Here is a 12,609-nt window from a genome sequence, read left to right on the forward strand (position 1 = left end):
GAGGCACAGATGCCGTTTATCAACGAACGGCTGGAAGCCAACCGGGAGACCAATGACAAGAACCGGGCCGCCTCAGGCCCGGTTCGTGCTTCCCGGTTTCGCTTCGAGCCTGAGGCTGTGATGGCCCGTTTGCGAGCAAACATTGTGGGCCAGGATGAGGCGCTCACGGCGATGGAGTCGATGCTGGTGCGGGTGAAAGCCGACATAGGTGAGGACAACCGGCCGCTGGCGGTGCACCTGTTTCTTGGCCCGACCGGTGTGGGCAAAACCGAAACGGTAAGGCTGATTGCCGAGGCCATTCATGGCCACCGCGATGGCCTGTGCCGCATCGATATGAATACCCTGGCACAGGAACATTATTCGGCGGCGCTCACCGGCGCACCGCCGGGTTACGTGGGCAGCAAGGAAGGCCATAGCCTGTTCGATCTGGACAAGGTTCAGGGCTCATTCAGCAAGCCCGGCATCGTGTTGTTCGACGAGATTGAAAAGGCCAGCAAGGAAGTAGTCCGTACCCTGTTGAACGTGCTGGATACTGGCCGGTTGGTATTCCCCTCCGGCAATCGAGAAATCGACTTCCGCAATACCCTGATCTTCATGACCAGTAACGCCGGCGCATTGGATGCGGAGGCTCACCATCACCGCTATCAGCGAGGCTGGCGCCGGTGGCTGGGGCTGTCACCCGGCTCTGGCGAAACCATTCGGGATGCCGCGCTTCGGCGCCATTTTGATCCGGAGTTTCTCAACCGGATTGACCAGATCCTGAACTACAACACCCTCACCGACAACTGGCTGGACGCGCTGCTGGATATCGAGTTGGCGGGGCTGAACAAGCGCCTGGCCCGCAAAAAAGCAGAACTGACTCTGTCCGAGAATCTGCGCCGGGAGCTCTGCCGAGGCTACGACAGCCGTTATGGCGCACGGGAGATGTTACGGGCATTTCGCCAGCGCCTGGAGCCGGCGGTTGCGCGGGCGTTGCTGGCCCATCCGGAGAGCCAGCGCTTTGAAGCCGATGTGATTAAACACGCGGTCAGCGTTCGCCAATACGTCGAATGACGTAGGCGCCGGGGGTATTTGGCGAATACCCCCGAAATGCCGTGCAGCCGATAGTAGAGGCGTTATTCAAACAGACAAGCCAATGTACAGGAGCGCCCGCTATGGCTGAAACCATCATCAAGATCGATCTGAATAAATCGGCCTACGAGAACGACAAAGTCCACAACCGCTGGCACCCGGATATTCCGTTGGTGGCCACCGTCAAACCCGGTGACGATTTTATCGTGGAGTGTTACGACTGGACCGGCGGCCAGATCAAGAACAACGACAGTGCCGACGACGTGCGTGATGTCGACCTCAGCCAGGTGCATTTCCTGTCCGGCCCCATTGGCGTCGAAGGCGCAGAGCCGGGTGACCTGCTGGAAGTCGACATTCTGGACATAGGTACGTTTGAGGAGAGCCAGTGGGGCTTCAACGGTTTCTTCTCCAAGCAGAACGGCGGTGGCTTTCTGACGGAACATTTTCCCGAAGCCCAGAAATCGATCTGGGACTTCAACGGTATGTTCACCAAGTCCCGGCATATTCCTAACGTGGAGTTTGCCGGGTTGATCCACCCCGGACTGATTGGTTGCCTGCCTTCCAAGGAACTTCTGGATACATGGAACAAGCGGGAAGCGGGCCTGGTAGCAACGGACCCTGACCGTGTGCCGGAGTTGGCTACTCTGCCTAACGGTGAAACGGCCCACATGGGCCAGATGAGAGGGGACGCAGCCAAGGCGGCTGGCGCTGAGGCCGCGCGAACCGTGCCACCCAGGGAGCATGGCGGCAACTGCGACATCAAGGATCTTTCCCGTGGCTCCAAAGTGTATTTTCCGGTCTACGTAGATGGCGCAGGACTGTCTGTAGGCGACCTGCACTTCAGCCAGGGTGATGGTGAGATTACGTTCTGTGGGGCCATCGAAATGGCTGGCTGGATTCACTTGCGGGTGAACCTGATCAAAGACGGCGTGCGTAAATACGGCATCAAGAACCCGGTGTTCAAGCCCAGCCCCATCAAGCCCCGCTATGACGATTATGTGATCTTTGAAGGCATCTCGGTGGATGAAGAGGGCGGCCAGCACTATCTGGACGTGCATGTGGCCTATCGCCAGGCCTGCCTGAATGCCATCGAATACATGACCAAGTTCGGCTACAGCAGGGCACAGGCTTACGCGATCCTTGGGTGTGCGCCGGTGGAGGGGCATATCAGCGGCGTGGTGGATATTCCCAATGCCTGTGCAACGCTCTGGCTGCCAACCGGCATCTTTGATTTCGACATCAACCCGTCAGCTGATGGCCCACAGAAGAAAGTCAGTGGCGGTATGGACGTGCCCCTTTCGAAAGACAAGGAGTAAGCACCATGCCTGTGTATGACTACAAATGTCGGGAACACGGGTTGTTCCACCAGCTGGCCACCATGGAAGACTGCGCCAAGCCGGCGGAGTGCCCGACCTGCCAGGCACTGTCACCCCGTGTCATAGTGCTGCCTCCGGAGATTGCCGCCATGGACCCGGCCAAACGATCGGCTCAGGACCGGAACGAGCGCTCAAAACACGAGCCAGTGTTCTCGACTGCCGATCGCAGGGCACACGACAAGGAACACAGCCGAAGTTGTGGTTGCGGCTCACCGAAGCCGGGCAAATCCATGCTGTTCTATACCGCGGACGGTAAAAAAATGTTTCCCTCGATGCGCCCGTGGATGATCAGCCACTGACAGCCGATTCGACGTTTCACGTGTTTGGCCCCGATACGGGGCCTTTTTTCGATCCACAATTCACGGCTTCTCAAGCACCAGATCCCGATACCACGCTGTTGCCCGTTCACCGGTATTATCCGCATCCGACATGATGGCCACGCCAACAATGCGCGGGGGATTCTCCCCGAACGCTTCCCGGTAATCTGCCACAATATCCCGTTCCACCGTGACCCACTCACCGGTTTGCTCCGGGCCGGAATTGACCGCCACCATCATGGTCTGGTCGGTGAAGGCGTTGGCGACAATGGATTGCTCCGGCAACCGGTTGGCCCAGATGTAGTTCAGGGCATTACCCGGCAGGGACTCGCCAAACATCACCTCCACGGTTTTGCGCTTGGCCCGTTCAAAGAATCCTGCCTTGTCGGGCTGGAATTCAAAGGCCACGTAGATTCGCGCCGGGTAGTCGTCGCCGGACTTTTTCCGGGCATCGCCCCGGTCGAACACATTGGACACCTTCCATTGCCAGCGCAGAATCAGCGATTCGCCGGGTTCTAACGACAATCGGGCAATCAGGCCGGAGGCGCTGTTATCAGCGCTCGCCTTGACCACCTGAACACCGTCGTCCGTGACCAGCTCATAGCGCGTGTGCCGGTCGATTCTGGGAAATTCCAGAGGTTCCCAACCATCGGATAATGAACTCATGGTGGAGAAGGGTTGCAGTAAAGACTCCTGCGCCATCAGTAACGGGCTGGCCAATAGCAGAGCCAACACCCATGCAGTGCCTGCCAGTGATGAACGCTTCATAGACTTATCCTTTTGTTTCCGGGCCACTGCAATGGCAGACAGCGGGCCTGCGATAAAGTGCCTTGTCAGTGGCTATTAGTCCGTATATAGTGACCAAATCCTTGGTTGACTACCATATGTTGTGATCATTCTCTGATCACTTCAGGCATAAAGGTAGTCGGGAATCCGGTGAGAATCCGGAACTGACGCGCAGCGGTATTGGGGAACGAGCGTGGCATCAAGACACTGGCAAGCGCCGGGAAGTCGCCACGTAAGGCCGAATCTCACGATTCACGCCCCTGAGTCCGAAGACCTGCCAGGGAAACAGTACTGCACCTTCGCGACTCAAGGTGAGCAGATCGGTTATCCCTGCCCTGAAACAAGGCACGGTGTGCTCCTGCATTCGCGAAGGCTAAATGGAATCTGACGCGACTTCAGGAGAACACGATGTCTGCCACCGCTCTGGCCGAAGCCCCGGCCGCCGATACCCAATCCCTTCAAGTTATTAAACGCAACGGCACCCTGGTTGGATTCAATCCTGCCAAAATCAGTGTGGCGGTGACCAAAGCGTTCCTGGCCGTGGAAGGCGATAAAGCCGCCGGCTCTGCCCGCATCAACGACGCCGTGCATCGGGTAACCGAACAGGTGGTGCAGGCCATCAGCCGGCGCCTGAAAGCCGGCGGTAAAGTGCATATTGAAGACATTCAGGACCAGGTGGAACTGGCCCTGATGCGGGCCGAAGAGCAAAAGGTGGCCAGGGCTTACGTGCTCTACCGGGAAGAACACGCCCGCAAGCGTGCCATCGAAGAGCCCATGGAAGCGCACCCGCACCTGACCGTGAAAAAAGCCGACGGCAACGTGGCGCCTCTGGACCTGGGCCTGATGAAACTGCAGGTAGAACAGGCTGCCACCGGCCTGGAGGGCATTGATGGCGAATCCCTGGTCGACGAAGCCCTGCGCAACCTGTATGACGGCATTGAGGAAACCGAAGTGCTCTCCGCCCTGATCATGACGGCCCGTGGCCGTATCGAGCAAGAGCCGGACTACAGCGCCGTCACCGCCCGCCTGTTGCTGGAACAGCTTCGCCTGGAAGCGGCTGAGGCCCTGGACCTGCCCCGCAACCAGCCGCTGGCAGAGGTTTATCCACAGGCCCTGAGCGCGTTCATCCACGCCGGAATTCGTTACGAATTGCTGGACGAAGCCCTGGCCGCCTTTGACTTGGAACGCCTGGGTGCGGCGATCATCCCCGAGCGTGACCACCAGTTCGGTTTCCTGGGCCTGCAAACCCTGTACGACCGCTACTTCCTGCACTGGAACAAAGCCCGCCTGGAACTGCCCCAGGTGTTCTTCATGCGTGTCGCCATGGGCCTGGCCCTGCGGGAAGACGACCCCAACGCCCGCGCCATCGAATTCTACAACCTGCTGTCCAGCTTTGATTACATGGCCAGCACGCCTACCCTGTTCAACAGCGGCACCCGCCATTCCCAGTTGTCCTCCTGCTACCTGACCACCGTGCAGGACGACCTGGAAGGTATCTACGGCGCCATCAAGGATAACGCGCTGCTCTCCAAATGGGCCGGCGGCCTGGGCAACGACTGGACGCCAGTACGTGCACTGGGCTCCCACATCAAAGGCACCAACGGCCAGAGCCAGGGCGTGGTGCCGTTTTTGAAAGTGGTCAACGACACCGCCGTGGCGGTCAACCAGGGCGGCAAGCGCAAGGGCGCCGTGTGTGCCTACCTGGAAAGCTGGCACCTGGACATCGAGGAATTCCTGGAGCTGCGCAAAAACACCGGTGACGAACGCCGCCGCACCCACGACATGAACACCGCCAACTGGGTGCCGGATTTGCTGATCGAACGCATGCGTGAAGACCGGGACTGGACCCTGTTCTCCCCCAGCGATGCCCCAGACCTGCACGATCTTTACGGCAACGCCTTCCGGGAACGCTACGAGCATTACGAAGCGCTGGCGGAGCAGGGCAAGATCAAACTGTTCAAGAAAATCCCTGCCAAACAACTGTGGCGCAAAATGCTCACCGTGCTGTTTGAAACCGGCCACCCCTGGGTTACCTTCAAAGACCCCTGCAACCTGCGTTCCCCGCAGCAGCACCAGGGCGTAGTGCACAGCTCCAACCTGTGCACCGAAATCACCCTGAACACCAGCGCCGACGAAATCGCCGTATGCAACCTCGGCTCGGTCAACCTGGCTGCCCACATCGCCAACGGCGAGCTGGACGTACAGCGCCTGGAACGCACCGTGACCACCGCCGTACGCATGCTCGATAACGTTATCGACATCAACTTCTACGCCGTGCCCCAGGCGAAGAACTCCAACCTCAAACACCGCCCCGTGGGCCTGGGCCTGATGGGCTTCCAGGACGCGCTCTACCAGTTGGGGCTGCCCTACACCAGCCCGGAAGCGGTGGAGTTTGCCGACGTGGCCATGGAGCAACTGAGCTACTTCGCCCTTCGCGCCTCCGCCACCCTGGCCGGTGAACGGGGAGCCTACGAAACCTACGAAGGTTCCCTGTGGGATCAGGGCATCCTGCCCATCGATTCCATCAACCTGCTGAAAGACAGCCGCCGGGAAGGGGACCTGTCACTCAACACCAACAGCCGCCTGGACTGGACCCCGGTGCGTGAGCTGATCGCCAAAAACGGTATGCGCAACAGCAACGTTATGGCCATCGCCCCCACCGCCACCATCTCCAACATCGTTGGGGTTTCCCAGTCCATCGAACCGGCGTACCAGAACCTGTTCGTCAAATCGAACCTCTCCGGCGAATTCACCGTGGTCAATCCCTCCCTGGTGCGCGACCTCAAAGCCGAAGGCCTTTGGGACAACGTGATGGTGAACGACCTCAAATACTTCGATGGCAGCGTGCAGCAGATCGACCGCATTCCACCGGTACTGAAAGCTCGCTACGCCACCGCCTTCGAAATCGACCCAAGATGGCTGGTAGAAGCCGCGGCAAGGCGCCAGAAATGGCTCGACCAGGCCCAAAGCCTGAACCTGTACATGGCCGAACCCAGCGGTAAAAAACTGGACGCCCTGTACCAGCTGGCCTGGGAACGCGGTTTGAAAACCACCTACTACCTGCGCTCCCTGGGCGCTACCGGCGCCGAAAAAGCCGCCCCGGTGGCAGCGCCGCAACCCCAGGTGTGCAGCATTGATGAGCCGGATTGCGAAGCCTGTCAGTAACCACTTACTTAACTTTGGAGGCCTAACCATGCTGGATTGGGACGACGAACCAAAAACTGAAAACAAGCCGACGGCCAGCGCCGGACCGGCGCCGGTGAATGTAGACGACAAACGCGTCATCAACGGCGAAACCGACATCAACCAGTTGGCGCCGTTCAAGTACCCCTGGGCCTGGGAATACTTCATGAACGCCAACAAAAACCACTGGACCCCGCTGGACGTCAACATGGCCCAGGACGTCCACGACTATCACCACCGCCTGAGCCCGGCGGAAAAGCACGTGTATGAAAACGTACTGGCCTACCTCACCACCTCTGACATCCTCGCCATGCGCAACATCGGCCTGGCCGTGATGGAGAAAATGAGCGCGCCGGAACTGCAGATCTACCAGGCCCGCCAGGTGTACGAAGAAGCACTGCACACCTGGACCTACCAGCACTGCATTGAAACCCTCAACCTGGACCAGAGCGAAATCTACAACCGCTACCGGGTGGTGCCGGAAATCAACGGCAAGATCCAGGTAGCCAACCGACGGCTGGACGCCGCCATGCGCTCCGACATGAACCTGCGCAACCCGGACGACCTGCAGGAGTTCATCATGTCGTACCTGTTCTTCGCCGCCGTGTTTGAGGGCTGCTGGTTCTACAACGGCTTCAGCCCCATCTTCGCCCTGCAGCGCCGGGGCCTGATGCGCGGCACCGGGGAGCAACTGCAGTACATCCTGCGGGACGAAGCCATGCACTTCTCCTTCGGCCTGAAAGTGGTCAACCAGATTCTTGAGGAAGAAAACATCACCTTCGACCCCAAAGCCGTGCGCGACATGTGGGACGAATCCGAAGCGGCCGAGATGGCCTACGCCAACTACATCCTGCGCGACCCCATCCTCGGCTACTCGGCGGAATACCACAGCGAGCAATTCCGCTTCGTGGCCAACCGCCGCGCCAGGACTGTTGGCCTGGAAGAACCTTTCCCGGGTGCCAAGAACGTGTCGCCCTGGCTGGACGAGCAGGCCACCATGCGTAAAGAGAAGAACTTCTTTGAAACCCGGGTGATTGAATACCAGACCGGGGCGCAGTTGGAGTGGTAACGCGCTAGAACCGCCGGTGCCAAAGACAACAGAGGTTGATCTACGGCACCGGCGGGAGTGTAATGGCAGCACAGTGACGTTGCGCACGGCGCCCGGTTTTGGGCGCTCTCCACGGAAGAGGCCAAGCCCATGAAAGTGGCTGTTTTCAGCACCAAACCCTACGACGAACAGTTCCTTGCGCAGGCCAATGACGACAGCCATCAGCATGAACTGGTGTTTCTGGAACCCCGCTTGAATACAACCACCTCGGCACTCGCCAAAGGCTTTGATGCGGTGTGTGTTTTCGTGAACGATCAGGTAGACGGCGCCGTACTGGGCCAGTTGGCCGAAGGCGGCACCCGCGCGGTAGCCCTGCGCTGTGCCGGCTTCAACAACATTGACCTGAAAGCCGCCGAGCGCCTGGGAATCGACGTGGTGCGAGTACCCGCTTACTCACCCTATGCCGTGGCCGAACACACCGTCGCCCTGATTCTGACCCTTAACCGGCAGATTCACCGGGCGTACCACCGCATCCGCGATGGTAATTTTGCACTGGATGGTTTGCTGGGCTTCGACCTGCGAGGGCGAACCGTGGGCGTGGTGGGTACCGGCCAGATAGGCCTGGAGGTAGTGCGCATCATGCGTGGCTTTGGCTGCCGGGTGCTCTGCTACGACCTTCATACCAACCCGGAAGCTCAGCAACTGGGTGGTGAATATGTGGCGCTGGACGACCTGTTCAGCCAGGCCGATATTGTCAGCCTGCATTGCCCGTTAACACCTGACACCCACCACCTGATCAACGCGGATGCCGTGGCCAAGATGAAACAGGGCGTGATGCTGATCAACACCAGCCGGGGTGCCATGGTTGATACCGCCGCGATCATCGAGGGCCTTAAATCCGGACAGATTGGCTACCTGGGCCTCGATGTGTATGAGGAAGAAGGTGACCTGTTTTTCGAAGACCTGTCCAACATCGTGCTGAAAGACGATGTGTTTGCGCGCTTGCTGACCTTCCCCAACGTAGTGATCACCGGCCACCAGGCCTTCTTCACCCGCAACGCCCTGGAGAGCATTGCGCGCACCACCCTGGGAAACCTGACCGAACTGGAATCGACCGGGCAATGCGCAAATCGGGTAACCGCCCCCGCCGGTTAACGGCGCACTGAGACAAGCGGGCCGCGTACTCGTACAATCCGACCATGCCCAGACAGTTTTATCGAACGGGCCCCGACCATCGTGCCGGGGCGCCTGTTACCTTCCTTGATGTACGCCGCCGCTTCCAGTTCCGAACCGTGGAGATTGGCCGCTGGGTAACCGAACCGGAAAAGCAGCGCAGCGCCGCCTTGTTCTACGACGCCCTGTGCGATTTGATGACTATCCTCGGCGGCACCGAAAGCCTGATCTCCCTCCGCGGCAGCCTGGCCCTGCAATACGGCATAGGTGGCCGGCCTGGCGTATCCGCCCATTACACCCCCGCCACCCGCAGCTTCGCCCTGGCCAAGAATGCCGGCCCCGGCAGTATTGCCCATGAATGGTTTCATGCTTTCGACCACTACATAGCGGACAAATTGTTCCCAAGCGCTGCCAAAGCTGAATTTGGCTCCACACTCTGGCTAACCCGTGAAGATGCCATCGCCCACCCCCTGAACGACCGACTGCAAGCCTGCTACCGCACCATCCTGCTGGACAGCACAGGCGAGCAGCCCAGCGACCTTTTCCGGCAATCGGCCAAGGCCGACAAAGCCGCCGGCGTGCATTACTACAGCCGGCCCGAGGAGCTTTGCGCCCGAGCCTTCGAAGCCTTTGTTCAGGACGCCCCCGTAAAAAATGCCTTCCTGGTGAAAGGCACCAAAGAGAGCGAAGAGGCCCAGTTGGGGCTTTATCCACAGGGGCCACAGCGGGAGAGCATCAATCGGGCGTTTCTTGCTTACTTTCAATCCTTGGGCAGGGCCTTGCAGCGAACAGATGCATGACAGCCGGAGTTATACGAACGCGTTCGCAAAACTCCAGAAAATTGCATGGGAAATATATGTAACCTTCTGATATGGTTGAAATGTAGGATTTGAGCGGGCGGAGTTATACGCCCCGGGATAAGAGCAGGGGGTGGCTCGAAAGAGGGCGTATAACTCCGGTGGTAGCCGTGGTGACTTCTGTTAACCTTCTGTTCTTGTTAGGAAAAGTATGAAATTTTGGGCGCGTTTTGGGTGGAGTTATACGAACGCGGGATATACGAACGTGTTCGTATAATTCACTGTTATGTGTGTATGGATCTCCTATGGGAAATGACCTCGTATTAGTGGCGCTGGATGCAGAGCAGATAGCCAAAGCGAAAGACGAAAATGGGAAGCGTAAGCAGATAACCCATGCGCTTGTCGTTGGAAACTACGGGGTGATGTTCGGTACCGAGAAGCAATGCATGAAGTATTACTCAGTCTGGAAGGATATCTTCAAGCACTTATTCGGCAAGTGCTACAAAACTGACCAGTACCATCTCACCACCTACACAAGCTCCGGCAATGTGGTGATGGACCTAATAGAAGAATCCGATAGACGCAAACCCAAGATAGATTTCATCGAAGAAGCGGTGAAGCGCGAGAGAAGAGGTTTTTGGGCGAAATTGTTTGGCCGCTAGCAAAACTCATAACCAGTAGTTGCAGTTCGTTCCGGCCCTGAAGGGCCTACACCGGACGCCCTTTTCTCCGCTTCGCTACAAAAAGGTCGCCGCTGAACAATGGCGTTATACGTGATTGAAGTCGGAGTTTTAGCATGAAAGGAAAATACATTGCGCCATTTCTGGATGGTGAGGCTTTCAATTGCGTGAGCTGCCACGTTTACACTAAGCAGCATTGGTACTATTTGCGTGGCTCAAGCGGGGCCGACGGCTATGGGGAACAGACTCAAGATCCTAGGTTTCGAATATCCTACTGTGAACATTGTAGGTTCCCTACGATTTGGCACGGCGAGTCAGTAATTTTTCCGCTGAATATGTCAGTGGAGCCACCAAATGATGATCTGCCCGAAGATATAAAAAGGGACTATGAAGAGGCTAGTTCTATCTTCAATCTGTCACCAAGAGGTGCGGCAGCATTATTGAGGTTAGGTATTCAGAAGCTCTGCGCTCACCTCGGCCAGTCGGGCAGGAATATAAATACAGATATCAAAGAGCTTGTTGCTGCCGGTTTACCGCCCAAGGTTCAAGAAGCGCTAGATAGTGTCAGAGTCATTGGAAACGATGCCGTGCATCCAGGAAAAATTGACCTCAATGATGATCGGGACACTGCAAGCCAGTTATTCAGGTTGGTTAATTTCATTGCTCAGAAAATGATCACGGAGCCCCGCGAGATTGACGAGATATACAGCAATCTCCCTGCTGAAAAATTGCAGGGTATTAAGGACAGAGACGGCGATCAGTAACCGTATAACCAGGCCAGTCACGGCGACGGCTACTACATGGCGGCTTCGCCACCATTCCGCAGCCGCGCATGCTGGCAGGCGTTATGCACTAAGAGGGACTGCAGATGGAACCTGACAGAATCTACTCCAAAGACAATCCTTGGCCTGAGGGGCACCCGATCAAAAAGTTCGCTTGGTCGGCAAAAGAGATAGACGGAGACGTATGGTTTGACATGCATCTGGAGTCCGCTGACTACTATGCGGAACGAGATATAGAAGACGACGAAGACGACGATTATCCATCAGACTGGGCGGCGCCAATTGTGTGGGGTAATTATCACTCATGCACCTTGTCCTCGAACTATTGGCACCATGGCGGGTTCAGAGTTTGCTCAAAAGCAGAGTACACACCTGAATTTTTGGACGGCCTTGAGCTACTGGTCGACCCGAGCCACGAAACAGTCGATAACTACGATGATCTCGCGTTCCATATATATCTACTGGGGCATGATGCGGTCGCGAAACACCGGATCAGATTTGAACGAATTGGTGACACGCTGCAATTCAAAATTGTTTGGTCAGGCTTGATCGCTCTGGCCTACGTTGGTGACTATGAGTTCAAGCACGAGTTTTCTGCCCTAGTGTCCAATGCAGAGTATCCTGTGCTTTCGGGAAATGTTGCATAACCAGTGCAGGCACGGCGACGCCCACTACATTGCGCCTCCGGCTTCATTCCCTGGGCGCGCATGCTGCAAGCGTTAACCCTTCCATCCGCCACCTTGCAAAACTCCGTCAATGACGTATATTGATCATCATGTTTACCATAATCGAAACCCCTACATTCGAAGCAGATGCCAGAAAGATCTGGACTGAGGAGGAACGGAATTCGTTCTTTGCCTGGCTGGCAGCCAATCCTGAAATTGGCGATCCCATTCCAGGTAGCGGTGGATGTAGAAAGGTTCGTTGGTCGGTGGCGGGTTCAGGGAAGCGTGGTGGAGTGCGAGTCATCTACTTCACCAGATTGGCAAATGGTGAGATCTGGTTGTTGGTGATCTACAAGAAGGCCGTCAAGGAGAACATACCCGCGCATATCCTGAAGTCGATTCGTGAGGTATTGGAAAATGAGTAATGAGACTCTGAGTGCTGAGGAGCTTGGTAACAAGCTGCTCCAATCTGTTAAAGAAATGAAAGCAGGCAAAGCCGCACGAGTCAGTCGTGTGGAGCCAAATGAGGTCGCAGAGGCGCGCGGCAAGACTGGCCTTACACAACGAGAGTTTGCCGAGGTGCTCCACATTTCTCCGCGCACGCTACAGGAATGGGAGCAGGGGCGACGTAAACCTTCCGGGCCGGCAAAGGCGCTCATCGAGATTGCTTTTCGTCATCCGGAGGTGATTCGGGAAGATTTTGAACTCAGGGGTTAACAAAGCGGTCAACG

Annotated in this window: 13 protein-coding genes and 1 riboswitch; of the genes, 12 read left to right on the forward strand and 1 reads right to left on the reverse strand. The window is 57.2% G+C overall.

Annotation, left to right across the window (positions count from 1 at the left end):
- Positions 1-9 precede the first annotated feature (9 nt).
- The 3 genes from ACZ5Q2_RS04705 (at position 10) to ACZ5Q2_RS04715 (ending at position 2,746) form a co-directional block, all read left to right on the forward strand.
- The gene (locus ACZ5Q2_RS04705) at positions 10-1,053 is read left to right on the forward strand and encodes an AAA family ATPase (RefSeq protein WP_061333206.1); all 1,044 of its coding nucleotides are present in this window, start codon (positions 10-12) and stop codon (positions 1,051-1,053) included.
- Positions 1,054-1,154: 101 nt separating this feature from the next.
- Positions 1,155-2,387, forward strand: coding sequence for a formamidase (gene fmdA / locus ACZ5Q2_RS04710; protein WP_061333207.1), 1,233 nt, complete (start codon positions 1,155-1,157; stop codon positions 2,385-2,387).
- 5 nt (positions 2,388-2,392) lie between these two features.
- The gene (locus ACZ5Q2_RS04715) at positions 2,393-2,746 is read left to right on the forward strand and encodes an FmdB family zinc ribbon protein (RefSeq protein WP_061333208.1); all 354 of its coding nucleotides are present in this window, start codon (positions 2,393-2,395) and stop codon (positions 2,744-2,746) included.
- 60 nt (positions 2,747-2,806) lie between these two features.
- On the opposite strand, the gene ACZ5Q2_RS04720 is transcribed toward ACZ5Q2_RS04715, so the two are convergent.
- Complete coding sequence (locus ACZ5Q2_RS04720) at positions 2,807-3,532, reverse strand: DUF3047 domain-containing protein (RefSeq protein ID WP_061333209.1); 726 nt, start codon at positions 3,530-3,532, stop codon at positions 2,807-2,809.
- 116 nt (positions 3,533-3,648) lie between these two features.
- Positions 3,649-3,846: riboswitch (cobalamin riboswitch) on the forward strand.
- A 112-nt stretch (positions 3,847-3,958) separates the two neighbouring features.
- Between ACZ5Q2_RS04720 and ACZ5Q2_RS04725 the strand changes: the two genes are divergently transcribed.
- The 9 genes from ACZ5Q2_RS04725 to ACZ5Q2_RS04765 all read left to right on the forward strand — a co-directional run bounded on the left by ACZ5Q2_RS04725 (position 3,959) and on the right by ACZ5Q2_RS04765 (position 12,595).
- Positions 3,959-6,715: a ribonucleoside-diphosphate reductase subunit alpha gene (locus ACZ5Q2_RS04725; RefSeq protein ID WP_061333210.1), complete on the forward strand. Its 2,757-nt coding sequence runs from the start codon at positions 3,959-3,961 to the stop codon at positions 6,713-6,715.
- A 28-nt stretch (positions 6,716-6,743) separates the two neighbouring features.
- A complete protein-coding gene (locus tag ACZ5Q2_RS04730; protein WP_061333211.1) occupies positions 6,744-7,802 on the forward strand; it encodes a ribonucleotide-diphosphate reductase subunit beta in 1,059 nt (352 codons plus the stop codon).
- A 129-nt stretch (positions 7,803-7,931) separates the two neighbouring features.
- Positions 7,932-8,936: a 2-hydroxyacid dehydrogenase gene (locus tag ACZ5Q2_RS04735; RefSeq protein ID WP_061333212.1), complete on the forward strand. Its 1,005-nt coding sequence runs from the start codon at positions 7,932-7,934 to the stop codon at positions 8,934-8,936.
- A gap of 44 nt (positions 8,937-8,980) precedes the next feature.
- A complete protein-coding gene (locus ACZ5Q2_RS04740) occupies positions 8,981-9,754 on the forward strand; it encodes a CLCA_X family protein (RefSeq protein WP_061333213.1) in 774 nt (257 codons plus the stop codon).
- Positions 9,755-10,056: 302 nt separating this feature from the next.
- On the forward strand, positions 10,057-10,413 hold the full coding sequence (locus ACZ5Q2_RS04745; RefSeq protein WP_061333214.1) for a hypothetical protein: 357 nt from the start codon (positions 10,057-10,059) through the stop codon (positions 10,411-10,413).
- 134 nt (positions 10,414-10,547) lie between these two features.
- Positions 10,548-11,195, forward strand: coding sequence for a DUF4145 domain-containing protein (locus ACZ5Q2_RS04750; RefSeq protein ID WP_061333215.1), 648 nt, complete (start codon positions 10,548-10,550; stop codon positions 11,193-11,195).
- A 104-nt stretch (positions 11,196-11,299) separates the two neighbouring features.
- Positions 11,300-11,860 carry a hypothetical protein gene (locus tag ACZ5Q2_RS04755; protein WP_061333216.1) on the forward strand — a complete coding sequence of 187 codons (561 nt, stop codon included), beginning with the start codon at positions 11,300-11,302 and terminating at the stop codon, positions 11,858-11,860.
- Between the two features lie 128 nt (positions 11,861-11,988).
- Positions 11,989-12,303: a transcriptional regulator gene (locus tag ACZ5Q2_RS04760; RefSeq protein ID WP_093479031.1), complete on the forward strand. Its 315-nt coding sequence runs from the start codon at positions 11,989-11,991 to the stop codon at positions 12,301-12,303.
- Positions 12,296-12,595: a helix-turn-helix domain-containing protein gene (locus tag ACZ5Q2_RS04765; protein ID WP_230713320.1), complete on the forward strand. Its 300-nt coding sequence runs from the start codon at positions 12,296-12,298 to the stop codon at positions 12,593-12,595. Before ACZ5Q2_RS04760 ends, ACZ5Q2_RS04765 begins: the two co-directional genes overlap by 8 nt.
- Positions 12,596-12,609 lie beyond the last annotated feature (14 nt).

This window comes from Marinobacter alkaliphilus (assembly GCF_055394375.1).